Raw genomic sequence first — 25,955 nt, 5'->3', positions numbered from 1 at the left:
TTTTGCTTTAGTTTATTAGATTTTTTTTAACGAGATATTAATAGTAGATTAATATTTTCTAAATATCTGGAATTTATAGTTGTAATTAACGAGGAGGATATGATGAAAATCTCATTAACGAATATCGAAAAAAAATATGGACAGTCTCATGCGTTATGGCCCATCAATGTGGAGCTGGATAGCAAGTTCATTACCATCTTAGGACAATCAGGCTGTGGTAAAACAACGTTATTGAAAGTATTGGCAGGTCTTGAACAACCGACAAATGGAGAAATCCGTTTTGATGACACAATTATTTATTCATCCAAACTCCATAAAAATGTAAAACCAAATAAGCGAAATATGGCAATGGTTTTTCAAGATTTTGCATTATGGCCTCATATGACTATTTTCCAAAACATTGCTTTTGGCCTGAAGGGTATTGTTTCAAAGTCAGACATTCCGGCTCGAGTGGAGCATGTTATGCGATTGGTGAAAATGGAGGGTTTTGAAAAACGAAAGCCAGGGGAGTTATCGGGAGGACAGCAGCAACGAGTAGCACTTGCGAGGGCACTAGCGACAAATCCACAGCTTATTTTATTTGATGAACCACTATCAGCACTCGACGCAGTACTAAGAGAAAAAATGCAAGATGAAATCATGCATATTATTAACGAGTTAGATTGTCAGGCAATTTTTGTCACACATGATCAAACAGAGGCAATGGCAATGTCAGATCAAATTATCGTGATGGAGGCAGGAAGAATTGCACAAGTGGGAACACCAGAAGAAATTTATCACGCTCCAGCAACACCGTATGTAGCAGATTTTATCGGTAAAGTGAACTGGTTTGATAAAGGTAATTATATTGTGCGACCTGAAGGAATTTCCAGACTACGACGCCCAGGTACAATTGCAAAACAAGCGATGATTGTAAAAAGTACCTTTGTTGGTGATCGTTATTTAGTGCAAGCACAGGTAGAAGGTAAGTACTGGAGCTTTTACGAAGCAGAACCGATAGAACATGGCAAACAGCTTGAAGTTTTTATTGATGAAAAACAAATATATCAATTGGAGGGTTACCTTTGAAAAAACGAGGGTTAAAACTATTTGCTACAGCTGGGATTCTTTTAACATTAGCATTAGCGGGATGTGGAAATAAAGAGGTAGAGAAGAATGATAAAGCAAGTTCAGCCTCAAAAGAAGAACAAACTTTAACGGTATACTCTGCTGGTCCAGATGGTTTAGCAGCGAATATTCAACAATCATTTGAAGAGAAAACAGGCATAAAAATAGAGATGTTCCAAGGAACAACAGGCAAAATATTATCGCGTTTAGAAGCGGAAAAAAATAACCCTGTAGCTGACGTTGTCGTACTAGCCTCTGTCGCTTCAATGGATGGCTTAAAGGAAACAGATCAACTTCAAAGCAATAAAGACGCTGATAATGCCAAGAAAATCAATAGCGATTGGTCAGATAAAGAAGGTTATTACTATGGTTACAGTGCCTCAGCATTAGGAATTGCTTATAATACGAAAAATACGCAACAGGTTCCGGCAGAATGGACAGATTTAGCAAAAGCTGAATGGCAAAATAAAATTAATATACCAGACCCTAGCTTGTCAGGCTCTGCTGTAGACTTCCTATTCGGATATACAGAAGCTGAAAAAACAGCTTGGACTACGATGGAGAAGTGGAAGGAAAATGGTTTACAGGTGAATGGTGCTAATAAGGAAGCGTTAGATGCTGTTATTACTGGTGACAAAAATGCCACAATTTCAGGGGTAGATTACATGGCCTATAAAGCAAAAGCTGATGGTGAGCCAGTAGAAATTATTTATCCAAAAAGCGGGACAGTTGTCAGTCCGCGAGCTGTTGGTATTTTGAAGGATGCAAAAAACGTAGAAAGTGCAAAAGCGTACGTTGATTTTTTACTGTCAGATGAAGGGCAAAAGCTTGTAGCAAATGCCTATTTACTCCCAGGCAACAAAGATATACCTGTTAAGGATCGTGCAGCCTTAAATGAAATTCCTCAGCTAAACGTGAATTGGAAAGGTGCAGAAGCGAAGCAGCTTGAAGTATTAACTAAATTCAATGATATTTTACGTTAAGTAGTTAGGGGAGGTTTTTTAGCCTCCTTGAAGTTTTTCTAGGGAAAGGATTGAATCGTCAATGATTATGGAAGGCAGACGAACTTTTGGATTTTTACTGACACTTGTCGTCACGTTTGCTATCGCACCGTTAATTGCCATTGCATTTTATACGTTTATGAAAGATGGGCAATTAGATGTTTCGCAGATTAACAGAATGTTTGCCAATGAAAGAATGTGGCAAACGCTTGGAAACTCTGTATTATTAGGGGTTTTAGTTGTTTTAGGGACTACGATTGTAGCATTCCCAATGGCGTTAATAAGAACGAAAACAAGCTTATATAAATACGATTGGCTAGATATTATTTTAACCATTCCATTTATGACACCTCCGTATATTGGCTCCATGGGATGGATATTGTTCATGCAAAATAATGGTTTTCTTCAACAACTATTTCCAAGTGCTGCTTGGATGACTGAATCGTTCTTCACCTTATTTGGAATGGTCATGATTATGAGCCTGCATCTTTTTCCTTTTTTATATTTAATGCTGAAAAATACGCTATTAAGAATCAATGGCTCCTTTCTAGATGCTGCATTAATTTTTGGACGAAGCTCTTGGAGAAATTGGATGAAAATAGTTCTGCCTTTAGTAGTTTCTAGCTATGTTCTAGGGAGCTTGCTAATTTTCATCAAGACGCTAGCTGAATTTGGAACACCTGCTACGTTTGGTAGTCGAATTGGCTTTCAAGTATTTACAACAGAGATTCACTCTTACCTTTCAAGATGGCCAGTAGATATTAGTATGGCGACATCACTGTCATTATTTTTACTATCAGTTTGTCTCGTTATCTGGTATTTTCAAAATCTTATTGGACGAAAATATACATATAGTGTGCTATCTGGAAAAACACCAGCTATTCGCGAGATTGAAGATAAATGGTATGTCAAATTCGGTTCATGGCTCTTTGTGGGAATCATCATTTTGCTATCAATCGGTATTCCTTACTTCTCAATTATTGTGACATCTTTGCAGAAAGTAAGGGGAGATGGTTTGCAGGCAGGGAATTTTAGCTTTGCTTCCTACCAGGAAGTGTTTACAAGTGGAAGTGCTGGATTGTCAGCATTTTTAAATAGTGTTGTTTTCTCAGTAATCACAGCTGTCGTTACAGCAATTATTGGCTTGTTCATTGCCTTATACATTAAAAAGGGAGAAACGAAAAAGCAGCAAGTATTAGATTTCTTTAGTTTAATGCCTAATATTATTCCTGGAATTGTCTTTGTAGTTGGGTTAATCATGTTTTGGAATGCACCGTGGCTACCAGCGACTATCTATAACACAAAGACAATGGTTGTAGTCACGTATTGTGTACTTTTTTTACCATATTCCGTGCAATACATAAAGTCCTCTTTATCACAATTAGATTCTTCGATATTCCAATCAGCCGCTATTTTTGGGCGAAGTAGCTGGGCAGTTTATCGACATATCATTATTCCATTATTAATGCAGGGGATTCTTGCTGGAATGATGATGACGTTTATTATCTCGATGCGTGAGCTTGTCGCTGGATTACTCATTTTACCTCCTTCAGTAGAGACTGGCGCAACATTTATTTACAGTCAATTTGAACAAGGAAATGTTGGTGTAGGAATGGCTGTAGCGGTGATTACAGTCGTCATGACCGTTATTTTTATGTTTCTATTAGATTGGCTACAAAAACGGGGAGGACATGCGGATGCTTAATGTAGAAATTTTAGGTGGGGTTGGTGAGTATGGCCGTAACTGCTTTTTCATTGAAAATAATGGACATGCTATTTTACTCGATTGCGGAGTGATGAACAATCGACAGAAGACTCCTCCTAATTTAACACAAGCTCATGTGGCAAAGCTTGATGCAGTGTTAATTTCCCATTCACATACAGATCATGTAGGTGCTATTCCTTTACTTGAGCAATGGGGATACACAGGGCCGATCATTATGAGTAAAATGACTGCGCAGCAATTAAAACAGTCTTTTCAACATACAAAAACCTTTCAACCAGAATCAATCGGAAAGTGGATAGTTGTTAGTAAATGTCTTGCCTTTCAATGGGGCTACAGTGGGCATCTAATAGGAAGCGTTTGGTTTAAGATTCGTTTTTTTGAGGAGGTGATATTTTACTCTGGCGATTATGTTGTGGATTCCTATTTGTTAAAAGCAACACTACCGATAGAGGACGGGACTGTTTATGATCTAGCCATTATGGATAGCGGCCATGTTGAGAAGCGCATTAATAATATAGAAGTATTGCAGCAAATGACGGAATATATCAATGCAAATCCAGGCTGCCCGATCATTTTCCCATCTTCTTTCTCAGGAAAAACAGCAGATATTGCTACTTATCTTTTTCAGCATACAACAAGAGCGATACGTGTAGATAATGATTTGTTGTCGTTATTTGATAATTGTTATGAGTCATTTGAAAATTTATTGTCTACCAAAACAATTTTGCAAGAGTTTAAACTAGAATGTTTGACAAAGATAAGAGAAAGTGAAAACTTCATTTATTTTGTACCTGAGCGTAATGAAGCGAAATTAATGGAACTACTTCACAAAAAGCCAACAGCTATGGTTATCTTTACGGGATATTGGAATAAAGGCAAATATAGAATTCAATTTTCCAAAAATCAACATAAGGATTTTTTTTATAAAACGCATCCAGATTATGATGATATCATTGCACTTTCTAAGAAAATACATGCACATAAGACAATCTATTTTCACAGTTCATTAACGAATAGAGAAACGACTATCTTGCAATTACTACAGAATAGGGAGGAAATAACATGAAGAAATGGGTACTAAATTTTTGTTTAATCGGTATTGTACTTGTTAGCATCATTGGATTTGATTCTACACAAGCTAAAGCAGCAATCGAGCCAGGGAATGAAATTAAATTCAATATTAAATCTGGGCTTTTCACCGAATCGGATATTTTTAATGTTTTCCAAGCTACAAAAAAAGATGAAGTAAAGATTTATTTCTTTGATACTCCGAATAAAGCTTTTCTAAATGAGGATTATATCAACCGTTTACGTGTCTACAAAGGAAGCAATAAAATGGATATCACCTATAAAAAGAGATTTTCAAATACACCTCTGGATGAAGCAATTGCTATTACAGAAAGTCATGGCTTCACTGGAGCAGAGTCTAACTATAAATTTGAAACGGATGTTAAGAGTGACAATCGTACGTTCACCATAAGTCGTAAAGAATCATTAAAGACTACATCTAAAGTTTCCTATGATGCAGTGGATACAAATGCGGCAAAAAAATTAATAGTAGAAAATGTTCCGAAGAAAATTTTATATTGGGATTCTGAAGCATGGTATCAAAACTCATTATCCGAAGCTGTCGTATATGGTCCTGCAAAGGCAACAACATATAAAGGAAGCTTTGCCGGCTATGCGGCGGATATTGAAGTTTGGCAATATCAAGGGGAGATTATGGTGGAGCTATCAACGAAAGAAGATGATGCATTAAAGGCTGCCATTATAGAAAAAGAATGGCATGATCGATTAGAATTAGCTGGTTATTTAAGTGAAGATCAACGTGGCAAAACGGCATTTGTAATGGATAAGTAATAATAAATATTCTTTGAAATTCGCGTCACTTCTAGGAATAGCGAACAAGCCGTGGTGCTTTAGCATCTACATGGCTTGTTACGCGTTTGGAGAAGTAGAGCGAATTTTTTTTTTGGTGTGAAGTAGAATAGAAGGTAAATAAAACAAAGAAAAATTTGTTCTAACTTTTTCATTTTAGCTTACACTTACTATAGGACGAACTTAGTGTTGAGCAAGGGAGGAAATGACATAGCGAAAAAAATGGGAATTGTCGCGCTACTTTTATTCGGTGTTTATGTGCTGTGTATGTATTGGTATATATTCCACAGCGGTGGTGGTACAATACCACGAGCGATGCAGGGGACAGCTGCAGATCCAGTGATGTTTATGTCTGAAAAAGAACTATACTTAAGCGGTGAATATTCTAAAATACGGAACTTCCTATTCTTTGTTGCTACACCTTTGGAATGGTTAATTTATTTCATGATTTTAATTATGGGCGTATCACGTTACTTTGAAAAGGTAGCGACGTCACAAACAAAATGGAAGCTGTTACAAAATGCAAGCTACTTATTCTTATTATCACTTTTACTATATGTTGTACTATTCCCACTCGATTATTATCGTTACAATTTAAGCAAAACTTATGGCATTAGTACACAAGGATTTTCGTCATGGATGCGAGACGGCATTATTGATTTTTGGGTAAACTTTGGCATGAGTTTAATTATCGTATCTGTTCTTTACTGGCTCATCAAAAAAAGTGCCAAAAGATGGTGGCTATATGCATGGTTTCTAACGATTCCATTTACAATATTTGTGATGTTCATTCAACCTGTAGTCATCGACCCTTTATATAATGATTTTTATCCGTTAAAAAATAAGGAACTAGAAGAGAAAATTTTGTCTATTGCTGCACAGGCAAATATACCAGCAGAGCACGTATATGAAGTCAATATGGCAGAAAAAACAAATGCCTTAAATGCTTATGTAACGGGTATTGGCAGTAATTCGAGAATTGTGCTATGGGATACAACCTTAAATCGTTTAACAGATAATGAAATATTATTTATCATGGCACATGAAATGGGACACTATGTTGAGAAGCATATTTATTTTGGCATTGCTGGGTATCTTCTGTTGACATTGATAGGCCTATGGCTGACGGCAAAATGTTTGAGGTGGTTCATTGGACGTTACGGACAGGTATTAAAAATTAAAAAAATTGGTGATATAGGCTCTTATCCATTGTTTTTACTGTTAACATCTGTTTTATTATTTGCTTCAAGCCCACTGTCGAATTATATTTCAAGATATCAGGAAAATAGAGCTGATCAATATGCGATTTCACTAACGGGTGATCGCGAGTCCGCAATTACTGCATTCCAGAAGCTAACGATATCTGGTTTGAGTGAGGTAAATCCGCAGTTACTCGTAAAGTGGTTCCGTTATACACATCCACCAATGCTTGAACGTATTTATAAGGTAGCTGAAAAGGCTGAAGAGAATAAAGAGGAGCCATTAAAAGAAGTGCCGTTAAAAGAGGAACAGAAAAAAGAACATCAGAAGAAATAAAGGTCGTTGTTTTAACTTCAATAGTGCCATACTCCAGGTTTTTTGAACGAATAAGTTGGGTATTCTAAGGGAAAGAAGTACAAAACTCGTTCGTTAATGATAGGGGATTTATTATGCGAAATATTGTCGTTATTACACTTTCATCGATATTAGTCGCCTGTGCCTACAATCTTTTGTTAATTCCACATGAGATTTTAAGCGGGGGATTAAGCGGGATTGCTATCATGCTTGGTATTATTACACCCTTAAATACAGGGGTTTTAAATTTACTATTGAATTTGCCTTTGCTTATTTTAGGGGTCTTGAAGCTAGGGAAGCGGTTTATTGGCTATACCATTCTTTCTGTAGTTGTCTTGTCGGTAAGCTTGTATATTATTCCGGTTTATAAAGCTACTCAAGATCCAATTCTTGCCTCATTATTTGGTGGTGTTATTGTGGGCTTAGGGTTGGGCATGATTTTTCGTGCGGCAGGTTCTTCTGGTGGTTTTGATATTATAGCGATGCTGCTAAGTCGTAAACGAGATTTTCCACTCGGTACATTAATCTCTGCGATGAATGGTATCGTCGTAGCGATCTCCGGATTCGTCTTTAGCTGGGATGCAGCATTACTGACACTCGTATCAATTTATGCTACAGGGAAGGTTGTCGACACTATTCATACGAGTCATATTAAATTGACTCTTATGATTATTACGAGTAAGGGTGAGGAAGTAAAACAGCAACTTCTGGAAAAGCTTCATAGAGGTGTAACTATTATGGATGCGAAGGGTGCTTATTCAGGCGAAGGGCGAAAAGTTTTAATTACCGTCATTACACGCTATCAGCTTGCCGAGGTTAAAGGTATGATTAAGGAAGCGGATGCCAAAGCCTTTGTCAATGTATTGCAAACTACCGAGGTCATCGGTGTGTTTGATAGAGGCATAAAGTAAAAAGTGTTCTGTAATAACACGTTAAAAATTAAATCGTGTGGCTGACGATCTGCCCGAACAAAAATTACCGGAAACTGAAATTAATTTAAAATAAAATAATTATTTCCTCTACACACGTTATTGATTATAATGAAAATAATCGAACGTGTGTTTTTTTTAACTTCTTTCACCAGGACCTGCTGAAAGAAGTTAAAGCCTCCGGACGCAATTATGCCGAGGCATAATTGATATTAGGAAGAAATGGGGTTAAATAATGAACAAAGAAACAATTCATGCCTATTGCCTAAAGCTTCGTGGAACAACGCATGATTACAAAGAAGAATGGCAGGCAGATCGTTATCATATTGGGGGTAAAATGTATGTGATGATGGGCGGAGATGGTACTGGAAGACCAGTACTTACATTAAAATGTGAACCGAATCGAGCTGAAGAGTTGAGAGAAGCTTATGAAGGTATTATTCCAGGTTACTATATGAATAAAACACATTGGAATTCAATCTATATGGATGCAGATGATGTACCTATTGATTTAGTTGAAAATTTAATCAAACATTCGTATGAGCTAGTTTTCGAAAAGCTAACAAAAAAAGCTCAGCGGGAAATTCAGAAATGAAGTGAGAGAACAAGTAGGATGATCTCACGCGAAGAAGTGTGGACAGTCTAGCGAAGAAATACTCAGGTGTAAGAGAAAACTGCTCCGGTTAATCAAAGAACTGATTAGGTGCAAGAGAAAAGTGCTCGGGTCAGCCAAAGAACTGATCGGGTGCAAGGGGAAAGTGCTCGGGTCGGTCAAAGAACTGATCGGGTGCAAGAGAAAAGTGCTCGGGTCAGCCAAAGAACTGATCGGGTGCAAGGGGAAAGTGCTCAGGTCGGTCAAAGAACTGATCAGGTGCAAGAGAAAAGTGCTCGGGTCGGTCAAAGAACTGATCGGGTGCAAAGTGCTCGGGTCGGTCAAAGAACTGATCGGGTGCAAGGGGAAAGTGCTCGGGTCGGTCAAAGAACTGATCGGGTGCAAGGGGAAAGTGCTCGGGTCGGTCAAAAAACTGATCAGGTGCAAGAGAAAAGTGCTCGGGTTAGCCAAAGAACTGATCAGATCCAACTGATATTTACTCTATCAGCGAAAAGGAATACCCCGAAAGGAGTGAATCCCCACGCGAACAACACAATATATGAAATCAAAAAAAGAATCTGCAAATTTCCCCAGCTTAATCTCGGAGAAACAGATTCTTTTTTCATGCATACCTAGTTATATCCACGTTCACCAAATGGCTGAAGCTTATCGAGCCATTTTTGTTCCAGCTTTTCTAGCTCTTTTTTTGGATCGAAATAGCCTTCTTCTTTTTTCTTCAAATATTCTACAACTTCAATATCGAAAGCATCCTTGCCGAATGTGTTGTAATCGGCTTGTAGCTTTTTATTAGTATGTGTATTTGTTTTTAATGAAAATTGAAAGCCGTTTAAGCGTTTTAAATTATTGAAGCTGCCAACAAACACTTTACCATTTTGTTGATTGGTCATTGTAAAAACACCAGCTTCGATTTTTATTTCTTTATACAATTCCTTTAATTCTTTTTTATGGTCCATTGGAAACCCTGCTTTCTTATTTTTTTATCCAGTAAGCACTGCCATCCTCTTGACGATCCATGAAGCCGTATTCGATTAAATAGCGACGTATTTGCACATAGTCCTCATATATCGGTTGAATTATTTCGTTTAATTCTTTTTCGGAATACTGTTTTGTTTCATCGAAAAGTTTTGTGATTGCACGGAGTATCACGATTTTATGTTTTTCCCGTTTTGGGAAGCGGACAAGCGCTTTGCCAATACCGTTTGGAAAGTACTTTTCAAGTAATTGCTGTTCTTCAGAAATCGTAATATTATAGCGATCGTCGACCATCGTTGCCGTTTTGTGAATAGGTACAAAGCTGTCTTCCTTTTGATTCTGTTCTTTTAAAAGCTCCATCATCGCAAGAAACGTTTTCGCTTGACGTTCCTTTTCTTTAAGAGTAAAGCGATGGTGACGTATCGTTGTTGCACTACCAATTTCCAACTCTTCTTTAATTTCTTGATCTGTTTTTCCTTCATAAAATAAGCGCAAAATATGACTTTGATGATCAGTTAGTCCTGTCATTTTTTTATTAAGGCCATTTAAATAATGGAATACGGATTGATGTGCAGCAGTAATATGATGTTGCATAAATTTTTCTGCCTCGTAGAGAACGCCTTCATGTGGATAAATGATACCCTTTTCAATCTTTTCCCCGCAAAGCAAACAAGTGAAGTGAGTTGCTTCATCGCTGTAGCCTTTTTTTATGTCATGAATTGAAGCTTGCCAAAATAATTCATTTACATCCATTGGAAGTCCTCCTGTAAAACAAACGATTATTAAATTTGTTTGCTTATATATTTTTAAAATAACAAATTGTTTAAATAAAATCAATAAAAAACACATCATTTTATAAACGATGTGCGAAAATGTTTATTTATTTTTCTTTTTAAAAATAATGATCGATAAGATCGCTAGCACAATAATTGTGACGAAAATAATGATAAAGCTAGTTGAGGTACTCAGTATATTTCCATGAACGTCATAGACAATACCATACATTATTTTATAATCTTCCACCTGTGAAGCAGGCGCACCTTCGAAAACCTTGGGAATTGAGCTCTCCATAAAGGCATTGCGTAATAGTAACGTTGTATGACTGATAGGGAAATACATAATAAGATTTTGAGCAAAGCTTGGAAGTGCACCAACAGGTACATAAACACCACAAAAGAAACCGAGTGCTGTACCGACGATTGTACTGAGAGTTGAAAATGAATGTTGGCTGTTAGCAAGTAACACAAGGAAGAGATTAAAAACACTGGCCAGTAACACTGATAAAAATAGTAATCCTACAACTTTCATGAAATCCCCAAAGTTTAGTAGCTGGCCGCCAGTTGATGCGATAAAAATTTCACAGCCAATAAGGGCGATAAAGGAAAAGATACAACCAATGATGAACGCATTTAAAACATAGCTAAATTGAATGGTTGCTCGCGAGATAGGCGCTGTGAGAAAATCAGCTTGCGCTTTTGTTTCAAGATCCCTTACAGCAATACCATACGCGGCAAGTGTAGTAGAAACAGCGATCATAGAGAGTAAACCAGCGACAATCCATTCATTGACCATCGTTACCAATTCTGGAGTAGCCTTTGTCACTTCTTCAATGGCATTGACCTGCATTTTTTGAAGAAATACTGCGTAAAGGATAATGACTATAATGACGGATAGCAGCGAGTAGAAGACTTGTGTTTTATCACGTCTAAAAACTTTGTTATTTCGTTTTACTAAGCTAAATAATGCTTCCATTAAGCTGCACCTCCCTCGGCCATAATATGAAGAAAGACATCATCCATCGTACCTTTGATTACTTCAAACGAAGCAATAAGCGACTCCGCTTTTTTTAATAGCGTTAAAGCATGCATTGTCGATTCGACTCGGATGGAGAAAATACCTAGCTTTTCTGTATAGGAGATAGCATTTTCCTCGAGCCACTGTATCCCTTCTGAACTATTATGAAAAACAATTGCCATTGAATCATAGGCGTATTTTGTTTTAAGAGCGTCTGGTGTTCCTTCAGCAACAATTTCTCCTTCTTTTAAGACGATGACATGATGAGCGACGGCCGCTTCCTCCATATAATGCGTAGTTAAAAAAACTGTCATGTTTGTTTCGAGCTGAAGCTGTTTAATGGCTTGCCAAACGAATTGTCGCGTTTGTGGATCAAGTCCAGTTGTTGGTTCATCTAAAAACAATATTTTAGGTCGATGGATAAGTGCTCGAGCGATATCAGCACGCCTTTTTTGACCACCCGATAAAGTTCCATATTTGCGCTTTTCTATATCATCTAAATGCAAATATGTTGAAACGAATTGATAATTTTCGGCCAATTGTTTTTTCGATAAGCCATATGTTTTACCACGGTGAATTATATTTTCCTGCACAGTTAATCGTTCATCTAGTAGACTTTGCTGGAATACGACACCAATGGATTTTCGAATTTCTGCATTGTCGTTGCTTGCATCAAGTGTATAGCCATTAATGTTTACTGTACCGCCTGATTTATTTAATAAAGTACAGAGTATTTCAATGGTCGTTGATTTCCCTGCACCATTCGCACCTAAAAAGGCGAAGAGAGAGCCTTGTTCAACCGTAAATGAAATACCCTTTACAGCTTGTTGATCGCCATATTGCTTACATAGGTTTTCAACTTGTATAGCAAAAGTCATATTGTTTTATTCCTTTCTTTTTTGAATTTCATAATTAATTTTTTCAATATCATTTTTTTGAAGGACATAAAGGATGCACCAAACGATTAAGTAAATAATAGCTTCACTTATAAGAACATACTTAATGCCGGAATGTTCAAACCAACGCCCGAAATAGCCTGCAATCATAACACACAGCGTAACTGCAATTAAATGTAGAATAAGCTGAGTAATAAAAGGTAAACGCTCTATTTCAAAGATGATGGACAGTAGACCTATTACCGCTCCAAGGATGGCGGCGATGATAATTTGCTCAAGTAGTTCAGATCCTGACACCACAGCGTTATTAGATATGACACTTAATGTTACTAAGACGTAGGAAGAACTAAGTGATATGAGTAGTCCAATAATCATCATGCGAATAATTTTCATATTATGAGTCCCTCCCAATACCTAAGTGGTGTTTTAGTTCTTTTAAATATTTCCGGCTAACATGGACGGACACATCGTTTTCTAAAATCAGTTCAGTTGTGCCAATTTTGCCCATTTGAATAGAGGCAATTTTGTTAATGTTGACGAGTGTCGATTTACTGACTCGGGCAAAGTCTTTCGCTAATTGTGCTTCCAGCTCATATAATTTACGCTTCGTTTCGAATTCCTGTTCTTCCGTCTGCAAAAATACTTTTGCACCCTCTGCGTAAATGGAGTAAATATCTGAAATTTTTAGCATATGAATTTCCTGTTGAAAATAGCCATCGAGCATTGTTGTTTGTGAAGTTTGTAGTTGCTTCATCAGTCGTTCAATTTGCTCATTGTATTCCTTTGCATGTATATGAACCTCAGTTTCTTCTAATGCACTGTTGATCGTTAAGTGAATTTTCATTGGAGGCCTCCTTTACATATCTCCGCAACGGAGAATCACTGAATCAGGTAATAATAATGTAGCATAGAAAATTTTAGCTTGGAGAAAATCTTGGATAAGAGGTTAAATTTTATAAATAACAGGTTCAATTTTAACGATATACGACCTTGTAAAAAAGTGATGAAGTAGAAAAATAGGCAGGTTAACGGCATAATAGAATGATACAGTCACGAGGGGTTGCTTCTATGTTTATTTTTGATAAGCACATGTTTATTACTTTATGTATTGGTTTAACAGGTGCGATTTTATTTAATGTATTACATATTCCGATGCCATGGTTACTTGGAGCTATTGCGGCGGTGCTAATTGTTCAGTTATCGACGAAAGTACAATTGAAATGGCATAGATATTTTCGTAATTTTGGTTTAATCGTTGCAGGATATTCCATTGGTTTTGCGTTTACACCAGAAGCGGTGCAAGATATTAAACAATTTTTAGGCAGTATGATTGTTTTAAATATATTATTTATTGTACTGTTTTTCGGCGTTAGTTATTTAGTAGCAAAACGTGCGGATTTGGATTTTGCAACCGCGTTGACATGCTGTGTACCTGGTGGCATGTCACAGGTTGTTGCCTTTGCAGAGGAGCAAGGGGATATGGATATGGTCGTCATTACGTTCTTCCAAATTTTACGGGTTCTTTTAATCGTCGGCTTTGTGCCATTGATGGTGTCAGACTCTGGGGGAACTAGCGTAGTTGTCAACGGAGCGTATACATGGAGCCTAATAGCTTTACTTGCTGTGTGTGGAGTAGCGGGTTGGCTAGCGCAAAAGGCAAAAATTCCGACAGGCTATATGCTTGGTCCCGTGTTTTTATTGATGGGCATCAATATAGCAGGAATTGATGTGCCGAAATTGCCATTGTCACTACTTCATATTGCCCAACTAATGCTTGGCATTTACATTGGGCTTTTATTGAAAAAAGACGATTTACATTTATCGAAGAAGCATGTATTTTATGCTTTTGTATCGGCGGGTATCTTTATTGGCGCAGCTTATGGTTTAACATTTATTATGAAGAGTTTATACAGCCTTGATTTTCGCACAGGCTTTTTAAGTATCGTCCCAGGCGGGCTGGATCAAATGGGGATTATCGCCGCTTCCGTACATGCAAAGGTCACAATTGTCACCGCATTTCAGCTATTCAGGGTGCTGGTCGTATCCGTGTTCCTTGTACCGTTTGTTAAAATGTTTGTGAAAAAAGTGAAAACATAGAGGCTGATGTATCCCATTAGCCTCAATGGGACGATAGTTTCTTTTGGCACGTCCAAATATATTTATCTAGCAGGAGGTCTTTTGTTTGGATAAAGAAAAAGTGCTATCGTTAATATCAGACGAGCATAATTTGATAATGGCTAATCCATTTCCGGATGAGGGAACACGTAAAATAAAGGTTGATTTTGAAAGGGATTTTTTATTACTTGAAGATGAAAATCTTGATTGTGATATTTATCAAGGGCATCTTTTTAATGCAATAAAGATAGGCCTAATAGCTTGCCAAAAGTTGGAAAATGCACACGATCTTAACTTGATAAAGGAATTAAACCCAAAGACCAAGAAAAATGTCCATTTGGAACGGTAGTACTCTGCCCACTTTAATCCAGATAATCCGGTATTTATGAAACCAAGAATTTATTGTATCGTCTTTAATTTTAAAGGGTGAAGGGAGAAGAACATTGTTTAAATATGTGATACAACTAATTCTGGGTTTCTTAACTTTATTGATGTCAACAGCTATTTCTTGGTATGAGGGAAGCGGTATCATAGATAATCCGCAGGAATGGAAGTATTCAACCCCATTTTCTCAGATATTTAATATTGAGATAAGCAGTGGACAGGATATTAGCCAGCTTGATTACTTTGTCTATGCGGCTAAATTCCAACCATTTTTCCCGACTATTATGACAGTAAGTGTTCTTTATATTTGTACTGTACTTATATTTTTCATTTTTCAACTAAATCGTCAGTTAGCCATTATTTTGTCAGGGATTATAAGTTGTGTATTTATTGTTATGAGCGCTATATTTTTTAATTCATCAACTGTTGGAGGAAACATATTCTTTTGGATTACAGCTGTCGGTGCATTAATTTTTATAAGTATGGGGATAAGTTTATGGTACAGAAAAAAATACATGTTTAAATTACAACCATAATAGTTGATTAGTAACATAAATGTGCGAGCTCTAGTACATAGGTAATTGTACAAGAGTTCGCATTTTTTATAAACATCCTGATTTGGGAATGAGTGATGAATATTGGAAAACATCTGACGCCCCCAGGAAAGTGCCAAGTCGGAACGGAGATCAACCCCACGGTAAGGTGACTTGTAGGAAAAATGTGAAAGAATGTAATTTCCCCTTTTCAAAAATTACTGTATTATGGTAATATAAACTTAATTATAATGAACGGAGGTGAAAAGGAATGAATAAAAACGCTACGAAAACATGTGTAAAAGTGGATACAGCTATGTATTTTGCACGTGTGATTACTTTCGATTTTGCGAACAACGGGATAGGTCTGTCTATTTTTAAGCAAAATCAAATATCAAACGTAGCGAATTAACCATTCTTTTTCACAAACTAATGAGGAAAAGACTGCTTGTTAATCGAGCAGTCTTTTTTGTGTCTATAGATGTTTTTCGCACGTTTCATTGGAGGAAAAAACGATGCAAATTAAGGCTGAACAAATACAAAAAATTATTGGTGGAAATGTTTTATTTGAAGGGCTTCAATTAGAAGTAAATACAGGGGAGCATGTGGCCGTTGTTGGTGTGAACGGCAGTGGGAAGACGACTTTATTACAGTTACTAGCAGCTTTGGATACGCCAGATAAAGGACGAATCATAAAAAGTAAGGAAGCGTCGATTGGTTATTTACATCAAATTCCACAGTATCCTATGCTCTCAGTGAAGGAAGTGTTGGAGGAAGCATTTGCGGAAATTTATGCATTAAAGGCGAAAATGACAAAGCTTGAGCAGGAAATGCAGCTAGCTGTAACAGATAAGGTACTCCAGCGATATGGTCATGTGCAGGAACAGTTTATGCTGCAGGGTGGCTACGAAATTGATGCGCAATTAGCGATGATTGCAAATGGTCTAGGTATAACACCATTGCTTGAGCAACCTTTTAGTAGCTTAAGTGGAGGGGAGAAAACAAAGGTAATGCTAGGGCAAATCCTTTTAAGTAATCCTTCTATTTTGTTATTAGATGAACCGACCAATCATTTAGATATGCAGGCAATAGAATGGCTAGAAAATTATGTCCGGAATTTTGCAGGAATTGTTATTGCAGTATCACATGATCGCCACTTTATGAATCAAATGGCTCAAAAAATAATTGAAATTGAAGATGGAGAGGCATTTACGTATATTGGCAATTACGATGCATTTGTTGAACAAAAGGAAGCTAAGCTTGAACAGCAATTTGCACAATACGAAGAACAGCAAAAGAAAATTAAAAAAATGCAGGAAACAATAAAGCGCTTAAAGCAATGGGCAAATGAAGCGAATCCGCCAAATGATGGCTTGCATCGTCGTGCTAAAAGTATGGAGAAAGCACTAGCTCGTATAGAGCGTGTGAAGAAGCCTTCAACGAAAAAGAAAATGAATTTAGCGTTAACGATGGCTGAGCGTAGTGGTAAAGAGGTCGTACAAATGAAGGACATTTGCCATGCATTTGAGAAACCGTTATTTAAGGAAAGTAATTTAGCGGTTTACTTCGGTGAACGACTGGCGATTGTTGGGGGCAATGGCAGTGGAAAATCAACGTTATTAAAAATGATGTTAGGTGAAGTTGAACCAAATAAAGGTGCTTGTCATGTCGGCAGCAGCGTTAAAATTGGTTACCTTTCACAGCAATTTGAACATAAAAATCCTGCCATTTGCTTAATAGATGCCTTCCGTGAGAGCGTCTCTGTGTCAGAAGCTGAAGCACGTCATATTCTTGCTCAGTTTTTATTTTATGGCTATGACGTTTTTAAAAAAGTGAAGGATTTAAGTGGCGGTGAAAAGATGCGCTTACGTCTTGCTCAGTTAATGCATGAGGATATTAATTTATTGATGCTAGATGAGCCGACCAACCATTTAGACATTGAAGCGAGAGAGGTATTGGAGGATACACTGGAGTCCTTTGAAGGAACCATTATTGGCGTCTCACATGACCGTTATTTTTTACAAAAAATTTTCACAAAAATTGCATGGATTGAGTATGAAACGATTCAAGTATATGAAGGCGATTATGAATGGGCAAGACAAAAATGCTTAGAAATAGTAAAAGAACCAGTTATAAAAGAAGTACCTGAAAAATCCTATGCTGGTAAAAAAGAGATACCGATTGAAGAACAAATTGAAAAGCTCGAAATGAGATTAAAGGAGCCGACACTTGCTAAGGAGCAACGTCAAAAACTTGAACAGCAGCTAGAAGATTTATATGAAAAGTGGATTGAGGGAGGAACAAAAGATGCATAAAATTGAGCACATCATGCAGTTAGATATTAATTATGTTAAAAGTTTTAGTGAGATGGAAACATGTAATGAAGGAGTATTATTTTACAATAAGGAAATGCCAACATATTATGATGCTAATCATGCACACATTTGGAAGATTATTGCCGATCCAGATATGTTTTTAAAGAAAATCAAGGAATTCTATAAGTCAAAATCTCTCATTCCAAGATTGTATTTATACAATGTGGAGGGAAATCAGTCTTGTATAGAAGCACTAGAGAATCATGGCTTTCAATATGAAAGTTTTACTGATGATGTACAGTGTTGGAATGGTGAATACTCGCAATTAGCTCATAATCCAGCCATACAAATTGAACGTGTAACAGATGCCAATATGGAGGAAGCATTAGCTGTAGAAATGAGCATTTCTACATTTGGAGAGCCTGCATTAATCAAAAAAGCTTTTGAAGAAACATATCATTCTCCGCATTTTACGTATTATTTATTAAGATTGGATGGCACAGCTTGCTGTACTGCCAATATTTTCGTCTCAGTAAATCAAGGGAGAGTTGAGAGTGTAGCAACACTTGAAAGCTATCGAGGTCGAGGTTTGATTGGATATATTCTGCACCATATTCAGCAAGAGTCGATAAAGCAAGGGTTAGAATATCTTTGGATTTTACCTATCAATGAACAGGTTGCCAAGGTTTATGACAGAGCAAATTTCAAATCAGTAGGCACAATAAAATCTATTCATGCCTTTACTGAAGGAAAAAGCATTGAGCAAATACGACAAGAGTCTTAATTGGATGAAAGATAAAAAATATTGACTTACTCCTGTGGGACAGAAATTTCCACAGGAGTAGTGCTTTTAAGGTTCGGGATTTTTGAATTAATGTTTCGAAAGAAGAATTTTTAATCTTTAAAAGTTTTTTACTTGAAAAAATGGCGAATTCGATTTACTCTCTTTAGAGATACTTGTTTAATGGACTTGGAGGATATGGAATGCACGGAATTTATATACGCTATAATGTCTTAGAAGAAACCCCAGCAGCACAATGGCCCAAAAAAATGGATGCATTTGCGTATGTTCAACGAGGAAAGCCACAACAAGACAATGACAACTTGCTATCGATGGAAGAGCTAAAAAGCCATGCAATTCGCTATATTAAAAGCTTGAAAGACAATGCAGGTGATCATTTAGTAGAACAACGCAATGGTGAAATCGAGCACTTTGATCGACGCTATATGGAATCCTTAAAGCTAAAGGAAAGCATCGATTCACAACTTATTAATCTAGAAGAAATTCGTTTACTTTTACAGTTAATGAATGTATTGAATTTATCACATGGTTTCGGAGAAAATGCTGGAAAGCTACTTCGTCAAATTACCCCATATGCAAAAGAGGTAGAGCACCCAACATTCCAAACAACTCGTGTTGAACGACATTTTTATTCAGAACTAATTGAACAAATTGAAGCAGTATATGCACGAATTATGCGTCACCACAACCCATCAACGACTGAAATGCAGCAGTCAGAAAAGATATGGACAGCAGTTTGTGAGCAAGCAATCGAAAAGGTAGAATCGCGAATTGAACGCTTGTCTTCTATCAAGTTAAAGCATGAGAAAAATTTACTAGAATTTAGTCAATTAAAACAGCAAAATATCGAGGCAAAGGAACGCCTAGATATTGCTGTCAATGATCTTGATGCTATTTTAAATGTACTAGAATCTTAAAGGCTATGTTAAAGCCTATATAATGCGGTTTGAGTGGAGTTTAGCTATGAGCTAGCCCATTTTTCAATAGCTCAGTCAAATGTGTTGGTTGAATCAAAAGAACTACCAACACATTTGAAGGCAGTGAACAACAAGGAACCAGTAATCGCTTGGTCTCAAGTTCTACGTCAAGCATTTCAAGGTAGTCGCACTTCATAAAAAAGACATACTTCAATTGCCATTTAGGAAATTGAAGTATGTCTTTTTTTATGAACAAGGGAAAGGTTCCTGTTTTACCCTTGAGCCCCAAGACTCTAGATTATGAAGTCAGGCAGATTGTTCCCGTTTTAATACCAGTAGGACCGTTAAACCCTGGAATTGTATCGATTACTGTATTTGTTTCTATATCTATGACAGACACAGTATTGTCAAGTTGATTTGTGACATATGCAAGTGTTCCATCGGGCAAGATGGTTACTTGGTCAGGAGATAATCCTACAGGGATCGTAGCAATCACCAAATTGGTAAATGTATCTATTACAGATACGGTATTACTACCTTTATTTACAATGTAAACAAATATTCCATCAGGTGTAATTGCTGTACCAACTGGTCCTGTCCCAACAGGGATTGTAGTAAATACCGTATTTGTAGCTACTTCAATTACAGATACAGTATTACTACTTTCATTTGTAACATAAGCAAATTGTCCGCTCGGTGTGAAAACGATGGATCTTGGACGAAGTCCCACAGGAATATTAGCAACTACCATATTTGTAGCTGTATTTATAACTGATACTGAATTTGAGTTTTCGTTTGCAACGTAAGCAAATGCACTATCCGGAGTAAAAGCTATGCCCTGAGGTTGGAGCCCTACTGGAATAGTAGCGGTTACCGTATTTGTAGCTGTATTTATGACAGATACAGAGTTAGCTCCAAGTCCGTGATTTGATACATAAGCAAGTAATCCATTTGGTGAAATCGCTACACCAAGAGGCTGAAATCCTACCGGGATGGTAGCGACCACAGCATTTGTTGCCGTATTAAAAACCGTTACATTATCCGAGAAGAGAGCTGGAACATAACCAAATTCTCCATTTGGTGTAATCGCTACTTCTAGAGGAGCAGTTCCTACTGGAATGGTAGCGACTATAGTATTTGTTGCCGTATCAATTACTGATACCCTATTATCTGGAGTAGCCGCCTGACCAGCGTCTGTAACGTACACTAAAAAATGACAAGGTGGAGTTGGTGGTTCAGGTATAAATGGTGGTGTAAATGGTGGCTTACAAGGACAAGGACAACAAAAACCACAACAATTACAACGACAACTTGGATTTGATTTAAACTTGAACTTTATAAATTTATTTTCTTTTCCCACAATGCACACCCTTTCTATCATATATGGATACATTGATACTATATGCCAATGGAATTATGTTGCTTGTGCGTTTTACTCGAACCAAATAATTTTGAACAGTGTTGAATGGTTGTTTATATTAGTTTTCAGTCATTGTTTGATTCCCAAATTATAATGTCTGCTGGTGATTCTTCGAAGGGTTCTTTATTTAAAATGAATTTAATCTACATTGAATGTACTAGAATCATAAGAAAACCATGTCTGGCGATAAGAGCTTCTAAATAAAATTCTATCGGTGACATGCTTTTTGTTTTTACCTAAAGTTAGGTACGACATTTGATTAAAGCGTATGCAATATATAAATTGATTGGGGAGGAGGCTAGGCGACTCTGGCGGATGAGATTCTGGATCGTAAGCATAGGGCTCAATCGGAAGGGGAATTACCTCCGCATTATGGCTTGTTTAACGTATTTGTTTATGTGATTATATGGTAAAATCAAATGTGCATAAAGGAGGGATTTTATTGTTTAAAAATGTTTCAAAACTCCAATTAGTACTATCTTTTTTTATGGTTCTTATCGGTTTTTTACAAGCATATAACCATTGGGGAGAAAGAACTACTTTAGCATTATTCTTTTTAACCTCCAGTATTTTACTTTTACTTCTTTCAATTATTGGTCTGTTTGTTTATAGGAAAAGGCAAATATCTAATGCCTAAAGAGCTTTTAAGGGGCTCTTTACAACGCTCGCTGTATTTTTCTAGCCAAACCCCAATTTAAAGCCTCCTGCAATATTTCCTTAGTTGCCAGAATACCTTTTATTATGACATGGCTATTATTACTTTAAGAATTTCACTATTTAAAAACATATCATTCGAAAATTAAGAAAATGTGAAAGATTACGAAACCTTTTATAGGCTGCATCCGTATAGTAGGTAATACAATGAAAAGGGGTGAACAACTTGACGCTATTTGGCTATTCACTCGAGCAAATCTTTTTAGTGGGATTAATATTCGGGGGCCTTGCAACTCTTTTATTTACGTTTTTTAGTGATGCTGTCGAGGGCATTGGAGAGGGGCTACCGATTTTTAATCCAAGTGTCATTCTATCTTTCATTACGTTGATGTCAGCAACAGGATTTATTTTAGAAAAACTAGCCTTCTTCCCTAGCGTTTGGAATATTGTTGCTGCTTGTATTATCGGAGCTATTTTAAGTGCACTATTTTATTTATTTGTTCTTGTTCCGCTACGGTCGGCCGATGTTTCGTTAGCTTATACGGAAGAATCACTTGGTGGCCAGCTAGGAAAGGTTATTGTTCCAATCCCGACTGACGGTTTTGGAGAGGTAGTTATTGAAACGACTAGCGGTATGATATCGAAGCGAGCAACAGGTTATGACAATGAGGCTATCGATTACGATACGACAGTACTTGTTGTAGAAGTGAAGGAAGGAACACTGTTTGTGAGATCTTATGATAAAAAATTTTTATAAAGGAGCGATATTTATATGTCAACGGAAATTTTAATTGTTATAGGGATTGTAGCATTTGTTTTAATCGCATTAGTTGGACTTTATGTGACTAAGTATCGTACAGCGGGTCCTGATGAAGCACTGATTGTGACAGGTAGCTATCTTGGCTCAAAAAATGTACATAAAGATGAGTCAGGAAATCGTATAAAAATTATCCGTGGTGGCGGTACATTTGTATTCCCGATTTTCCAGCAGGCACATCCATTAAGCTTATTGTCAAGTAAGCTTGATGTGACAACACCTGAAGTGTATACAGAACAAGGTGTACCCGTTATGGCCGATGGAACAGCTATCATTAAAATTGGCGGTTCCATTTCAGAAATTGCAACGGCAGCGGAGCAATTTTTAGGAAAGCAAAAGGAAGAGCGTGAAAATGAGGCGCGTGAAGTATTAGAAGGTCATTTACGTTCAATCTTAGGTTCAATGACGGTAGAGGAAATTTATAAAAACCGTGATAAATTCTCTCAGGAAGTACAACGTGTTGCATCTCAGGACTTGGCGAAGATGGGTCTGACAATCGTATCCTTTACGATTAAAGATGTACGCGATAAAAATGGCTACTTAGAATCGCTTGGTAAGCCACGTATTGCACAGGTTAAACGTGATGCGGACATTGCTACTGCAGATGCTGATAAGGAAACACGTATTAAGCGTGCTGAAGCATCGAAAGAAGCTCAAAAGGCAGAACTTGAACGTGCGACAGAAATTGCAGAAGCCGAAAAAGAAAATCAATTAAAGGTAGCAGAATTCCGTCGAGAGCAAGATATTGCAAAAGCTCGTGCAGACCAAGCGTATGAGCTAGAAACGGCACGTGCAAAGCAGGAAGTAACTGAACAGGAAATGCAAATTCGCATTATTGAACGTCAAAAACAAATTGAATTAGAAGAAAAAGAGATTTTACGTCGTGAGAAGCAATACGATTCAGAAGTTAAGAAAAAGGCTGATGCTGATCGTTACGCTGTCGAGCAAAATGCAGCGGCAGACAAAATGCGTGAACTAGCGCAAGCAGATGCGGAGAAATACCGTATCGAATCATTAGCAAAAGCCGAAGCAGAGAAAATTCGTTTGGACGGTCTTGCGAAAGCGGATGCTGAGCGTGCAAAAGGGGAAACAGATGCGGATATCATTCGTCTTCGCGGTCTAGCAGAAGCCGAGGCAAAACGTAAAATTGCAGAAGCCTTCGAATACTACGGCCAGGCAGCTGTCCTTGATATGATTGTACGTATGATGCCAGAATATGCGAAAGAGCTTGCGAGTCCACTTGGCAATATTGATAAGATTACTGTTGTTGATACTGGTGGTGGGGAAGGCGGAGGCGGTGCCAATAAAGTAACTGCCTACGCAACGAATTTAATGTCAACATTACAGGAATCATTGAAGGAAACTTCAGGAATTGACATGAAGGAATTAATTGAAAGCTATGCAGGTAAGCATACATTGCGTCCTGAGCTAGAGCAAATAGCAGTAGGCTTAGGAAAGCAAGCACCAGCTACAGCTAATGAAACACAAGACGAAATAAAAGAAACAGTTGAACAATAACAGAAATAGCCGCCTGATATGATATCAGGTGGCTATTTTTGCCTCTATTTTTCCTTCCACTCACTAGCGAGTATGCCATAAGCAACGTGGTCAACATAATGATCATAAAGCCATTCTGCTGCACGAATCGTTCCTTCTTTTGTAAAGCCTAGTCGCTCAGGGATGGCACGGCTTTTTTCGTTGCCCGTAGCAGCACGAATTTCGACCTTATTGAGCTGTAAATCCTTAAAAGCATATTGTAATAATGCCTGTACAGTCTTTGTCATAATACCATGCCCTTGAGCCCCTTCGCTGAGCCAATAGCCAATAGCAGCGATTTTATTGCTATGATTGATCGTATTAAAGCCAGCAATACCAACGATTTCATTTCGAAAAATGATAACAAGAGAGAGGCTGCTTTTAGCTTCGTGTCCTTTTATACAGCCTTCTATATATGCCGTTGTATCGGCTACTTCTTTTGTAAAATCCAGCCACGGCAACCATTCACGTAAATATGCACGTGATGCATCTGTTAAGGCAAAAACAGCATTTGCATCTTCTAATTCGACAGTACGTAAAGATAAATCCGGGTTAATTGTAATTTGCAATATTCTTCACCTCTTTATTATTTTAAGGCGTTATGCATAAAGCCCTTCATTTCGTGACTAAGAACTGTTAACTCCTCGATAATTTCACTGAAATCTTGAACAAGCTGAGCCTGTTCGTTCGTTGCGTCATTGATTTGCCCCATATTCTGCTTAAGGTTTTCAAGGTTCCTATTTATATTTCGTAAGGAGGCTTCAATGTTTTCCGTGGCGCTTGATGTTTCGAAAGAGAGCTTTCTAACTTCCTGCGCTACGATATTAAAGCCAGCACCATGCTGACCTGCACGAGCCGCCTCAATAGATGCATTTAAGCCGAGTAAATTTGTTTGGCGAGAAATGCTTTTTATTAAATCTGTTACTTCATTTGTTTTCTCTGAATCTTCAAGGGCGTGCTGTGCTTGTTTGTTGATTTCCTCACTTGTTGCTGCTAATTCCTCTGAATGTGAGGCAATTGTATGTACTTTGTCCTGTAAGCTGTTTACAATGCTATCCATTGTCCCCATATAATCCTCGAGTTTAAGCTCATTGTCGATTGGAAGTCCAAATGCTAGAGCACCTACGACTTTACCATTTTCACGGATTGGAAATGAAAAAGCATTGATGGCCACTCCGTATACATCTTTTGGTATAACGACATCAGCGTTTTTTCCATTAAAGGCAATGAAAACATTTTGGTCATTAGCATTTACCTTTTGTCCATCTTGATAGCCTGAATCTACACGTTTGCCAGCTAAATATTTTACAACTATTTCACTTTCCTTCTCGACGACAGCCACAATTGCCTCTTCCTTTAATGCAAGGTGGATATAAGGTACTGAAAGGGCTAAAGCTTCAATAATGTTCATGAAAATTCCTCCAAGTCTGTGCAACGAAAATAGTTTAGTCATCGGAGCTTTTTGCCAATGATTGCTAGATGATTACTTTTACTGTAACACAATATTTGCCAACTCAAAATAGATAAAAACTACATTTATATGAAGAAAATGTGATTTTAGTCACGGTAATATTGTCAAATGAAATAATGCACTCAACAATAAAAATAGTGGGCTCATCATCAAATGTTGTGGATGACATTTGTTAAAACGTATGCCAAATAGATAGGTTGATTGGAGTGGAGACTGGGCGACTCCTTGGGGATTAGCAATAGAGGAACGAAGGCTAAAACCATCACGTCCTGTGATAACGCCTTCGTGACCAACCTCGTGTTGGCCCGAGACCCTGGAGCGCAAGCGAAGCGGCTCATCGGACGCCCCCAGGAAGCTCTGCTCTGCGCGAAAGCGAAGCGTCAGCGGCAAATGTTTTATCTGTGCGAAAGCGAAGCGGCAGCAACAAATGTTTTATCTGTGCGAAAGCGAAGCGGCAGCAACAAATGTTTTATCTGTGCGAAAGCGAAGCGGCAGCAACAAATGTTTTATCTGTGCGAAAG

The 25,955-nt window shown here is 37.6% G+C and carries 28 protein-coding genes and 2 pseudogenes; 21 read left to right on the top strand and 9 right to left on the bottom strand.

Annotation, left to right across the window (positions count from 1 at the left end):
- Nucleotides 1-99: 99 nt before the first annotated feature.
- From ACMZ42_RS02345 to ACMZ42_RS02300, 10 genes and pseudogenes are all read left to right on the top strand, one after another.
- A pseudogene (locus tag ACMZ42_RS02345) lies at nt 100-582 on the top strand (ABC transporter ATP-binding protein); the annotation flags it as partial.
- A gap of 103 nt (nt 583-685) precedes the next feature.
- Complete coding sequence (locus ACMZ42_RS02340; RefSeq protein WP_369814307.1) at nt 686-730, top strand: hypothetical protein; 45 nt, start codon at nt 686-688, stop codon at nt 728-730.
- 334 nt (nt 731-1,064) lie between these two features.
- Nucleotides 1,065-2,090 (top strand): ABC transporter substrate-binding protein, encoded by a 1,026-nt coding sequence (locus ACMZ42_RS02335; RefSeq protein ID WP_415730407.1) that lies wholly within the window; start codon nt 1,065-1,067, stop codon nt 2,088-2,090.
- Between the two features lie 61 nt (nt 2,091-2,151).
- Nucleotides 2,152-3,813, top strand: a complete 1,662-nt coding sequence (locus ACMZ42_RS02330; RefSeq protein WP_415730406.1) for an ABC transporter permease — start codon at nt 2,152-2,154, stop codon at nt 3,811-3,813.
- Entirely contained in the window at nt 3,806-4,900 is a 1,095-nt protein-coding gene (locus ACMZ42_RS02325; protein WP_415730405.1) for an MBL fold metallo-hydrolase, read from the top strand. Before ACMZ42_RS02330 ends, ACMZ42_RS02325 begins: the two co-directional genes overlap by 8 nt.
- Entirely contained in the window at nt 4,897-5,694 is a 798-nt protein-coding gene (locus ACMZ42_RS02320; protein WP_415730404.1) for a hypothetical protein, read from the top strand. The genes ACMZ42_RS02325 and ACMZ42_RS02320 overlap by 4 nt, the downstream gene beginning before the upstream one ends.
- A gap of 228 nt (nt 5,695-5,922) precedes the next feature.
- Nucleotides 5,923-7,248 (top strand): M48 family metallopeptidase, encoded by a 1,326-nt coding sequence (locus tag ACMZ42_RS02315; protein ID WP_370076255.1) that lies wholly within the window; start codon nt 5,923-5,925, stop codon nt 7,246-7,248.
- A 113-nt stretch (nt 7,249-7,361) separates the two neighbouring features.
- Nucleotides 7,362-8,177 carry a YitT family protein gene (locus ACMZ42_RS02310; RefSeq protein ID WP_370075999.1) on the top strand — a complete coding sequence of 272 codons (816 nt, stop codon included), beginning with the start codon at nt 7,362-7,364 and terminating at the stop codon, nt 8,175-8,177.
- A 253-nt stretch (nt 8,178-8,430) separates the two neighbouring features.
- Complete coding sequence (locus ACMZ42_RS02305) at nt 8,431-8,790, top strand: MmcQ/YjbR family DNA-binding protein (RefSeq protein WP_402868756.1); 360 nt, start codon at nt 8,431-8,433, stop codon at nt 8,788-8,790.
- A gap of 121 nt (nt 8,791-8,911) precedes the next feature.
- On the top strand, nt 8,912-9,280 hold the full coding sequence (locus ACMZ42_RS02300) for a hypothetical protein (RefSeq protein WP_415730403.1): 369 nt from the start codon (nt 8,912-8,914) through the stop codon (nt 9,278-9,280).
- A 139-nt stretch (nt 9,281-9,419) separates the two neighbouring features.
- Here ACMZ42_RS02300 and ACMZ42_RS02295 read toward each other — a convergent pair whose 3' ends face one another.
- The 6 genes from ACMZ42_RS02295 to ACMZ42_RS02270 all read right to left on the bottom strand — a co-directional run bounded on the left by ACMZ42_RS02295 (nt 9,420) and on the right by ACMZ42_RS02270 (nt 13,314).
- Complete coding sequence (locus ACMZ42_RS02295) at nt 9,420-9,761, bottom strand: GIY-YIG nuclease family protein (RefSeq protein ID WP_415730402.1); 342 nt, start codon at nt 9,759-9,761, stop codon at nt 9,420-9,422.
- 16 nt (nt 9,762-9,777) lie between these two features.
- Entirely contained in the window at nt 9,778-10,533 is a 756-nt protein-coding gene (locus ACMZ42_RS02290) for a DUF2087 domain-containing protein (protein ID WP_370075993.1), read from the bottom strand.
- A gap of 123 nt (nt 10,534-10,656) precedes the next feature.
- Nucleotides 10,657-11,532, bottom strand: coding sequence for an ABC transporter permease (locus ACMZ42_RS02285; protein ID WP_376078271.1), 876 nt, complete (start codon nt 11,530-11,532; stop codon nt 10,657-10,659).
- Nucleotides 11,532-12,452, bottom strand: a complete 921-nt coding sequence (locus ACMZ42_RS02280; RefSeq protein ID WP_415730401.1) for an ATP-binding cassette domain-containing protein — start codon at nt 12,450-12,452, stop codon at nt 11,532-11,534. Before ACMZ42_RS02280 ends, ACMZ42_RS02285 begins: the two co-directional genes overlap by 1 nt.
- Nucleotides 12,453-12,458: 6 nt before the next feature.
- A complete protein-coding gene (locus tag ACMZ42_RS02275) occupies nt 12,459-12,863 on the bottom strand; it encodes a DUF3021 domain-containing protein (protein WP_370075987.1) in 405 nt (134 codons plus the stop codon).
- A 1-nt stretch (nt 12,864) separates the two neighbouring features.
- The gene (locus tag ACMZ42_RS02270) at nt 12,865-13,314 is read right to left on the bottom strand and encodes a LytTR family DNA-binding domain-containing protein (protein ID WP_053482631.1); all 450 of its coding nucleotides are present in this window, start codon (nt 13,312-13,314) and stop codon (nt 12,865-12,867) included.
- A 224-nt stretch (nt 13,315-13,538) separates the two neighbouring features.
- Here ACMZ42_RS02270 and ACMZ42_RS02265 point away from each other — a divergent pair, with 224 nt between their 5' ends.
- The 7 genes from ACMZ42_RS02265 to ACMZ42_RS02235 all read left to right on the top strand — a co-directional run bounded on the left by ACMZ42_RS02265 (nt 13,539) and on the right by ACMZ42_RS02235 (nt 19,536).
- Entirely contained in the window at nt 13,539-14,567 is a 1,029-nt protein-coding gene (locus ACMZ42_RS02265; protein WP_415730400.1) for an AbrB family transcriptional regulator, read from the top strand.
- Between the two features lie 85 nt (nt 14,568-14,652).
- Nucleotides 14,653-14,934 carry a hypothetical protein gene (locus ACMZ42_RS02260; protein WP_415730399.1) on the top strand — a complete coding sequence of 94 codons (282 nt, stop codon included), beginning with the start codon at nt 14,653-14,655 and terminating at the stop codon, nt 14,932-14,934.
- Nucleotides 14,935-15,028: 94 nt separating this feature from the next.
- The gene (locus ACMZ42_RS02255; RefSeq protein WP_415730398.1) at nt 15,029-15,505 is read left to right on the top strand and encodes a YjdJ family protein; all 477 of its coding nucleotides are present in this window, start codon (nt 15,029-15,031) and stop codon (nt 15,503-15,505) included.
- Between the two features lie 268 nt (nt 15,506-15,773).
- Complete coding sequence (locus tag ACMZ42_RS02250) at nt 15,774-15,914, top strand: RAxF-45 family protein (protein ID WP_166672191.1); 141 nt, start codon at nt 15,774-15,776, stop codon at nt 15,912-15,914.
- Nucleotides 15,915-16,017: 103 nt separating this feature from the next.
- A complete protein-coding gene (gene abc-f, locus ACMZ42_RS02245) occupies nt 16,018-17,817 on the top strand; it encodes a ribosomal protection-like ABC-F family protein (RefSeq protein ID WP_415730397.1) in 1,800 nt (599 codons plus the stop codon).
- Entirely contained in the window at nt 17,810-18,601 is a 792-nt protein-coding gene (locus ACMZ42_RS02240) for a GNAT family N-acetyltransferase (protein ID WP_415730396.1), read from the top strand. Before abc-f ends, ACMZ42_RS02240 begins: the two co-directional genes overlap by 8 nt.
- A gap of 200 nt (nt 18,602-18,801) precedes the next feature.
- Nucleotides 18,802-19,536 carry a hypothetical protein gene (locus ACMZ42_RS02235; RefSeq protein WP_370075972.1) on the top strand — a complete coding sequence of 245 codons (735 nt, stop codon included), beginning with the start codon at nt 18,802-18,804 and terminating at the stop codon, nt 19,534-19,536.
- A 298-nt stretch (nt 19,537-19,834) separates the two neighbouring features.
- Here the strand turns inward: ACMZ42_RS02235 and ACMZ42_RS02230 are convergent.
- Nucleotides 19,835-20,812: pseudogene (locus ACMZ42_RS02230) on the bottom strand (beta-propeller fold lactonase family protein); the annotation flags it as partial.
- A gap of 586 nt (nt 20,813-21,398) precedes the next feature.
- On the opposite strand from ACMZ42_RS02230, the gene ACMZ42_RS02225 reads away from it, so the two are divergent.
- The 3 genes from ACMZ42_RS02225 to ACMZ42_RS02215 all read left to right on the top strand — a co-directional run bounded on the left by ACMZ42_RS02225 (nt 21,399) and on the right by ACMZ42_RS02215 (nt 23,945).
- Nucleotides 21,399-21,593, top strand: coding sequence for a hypothetical protein (locus tag ACMZ42_RS02225; RefSeq protein ID WP_370075970.1), 195 nt, complete (start codon nt 21,399-21,401; stop codon nt 21,591-21,593).
- A 243-nt stretch (nt 21,594-21,836) separates the two neighbouring features.
- Nucleotides 21,837-22,367 carry a hypothetical protein gene (locus ACMZ42_RS02220; protein WP_370075968.1) on the top strand — a complete coding sequence of 177 codons (531 nt, stop codon included), beginning with the start codon at nt 21,837-21,839 and terminating at the stop codon, nt 22,365-22,367.
- A gap of 15 nt (nt 22,368-22,382) precedes the next feature.
- On the top strand, nt 22,383-23,945 hold the full coding sequence (locus ACMZ42_RS02215; protein WP_370075966.1) for an SPFH domain-containing protein: 1,563 nt from the start codon (nt 22,383-22,385) through the stop codon (nt 23,943-23,945).
- Nucleotides 23,946-23,989: 44 nt separating this feature from the next.
- Here the strand turns inward: ACMZ42_RS02215 and ACMZ42_RS02210 are convergent, their stop codons facing one another.
- Both ACMZ42_RS02210 and ACMZ42_RS02205 read right to left on the bottom strand, forming a co-directional pair.
- Nucleotides 23,990-24,532: a GNAT family N-acetyltransferase gene (locus ACMZ42_RS02210; RefSeq protein WP_370075964.1), complete on the bottom strand. Its 543-nt coding sequence runs from the start codon at nt 24,530-24,532 to the stop codon at nt 23,990-23,992.
- Between the two features lie 17 nt (nt 24,533-24,549).
- Entirely contained in the window at nt 24,550-25,374 is an 825-nt protein-coding gene (locus ACMZ42_RS02205) for a methyl-accepting chemotaxis protein (protein ID WP_370075962.1), read from the bottom strand.
- 285 nt (nt 25,375-25,659) lie between these two features.
- On the opposite strand from ACMZ42_RS02205, the gene ACMZ42_RS02200 reads away from it, so the two are divergent.
- Nucleotides 25,660-25,955, top strand: a 296-nt coding sequence (locus ACMZ42_RS02200; RefSeq protein ID WP_415730395.1) for a hypothetical protein, incomplete at its 3' end; no start/stop codon positions are given.

This window comes from Lysinibacillus sp. NPDC056185, from assembly GCF_047737915.1.
Classification (GTDB): Bacteria; Bacillota; Bacilli; order Bacillales_A; family Planococcaceae; genus Lysinibacillus.
This window is presented reverse-complemented; position numbering and strand designations above follow the sequence as displayed.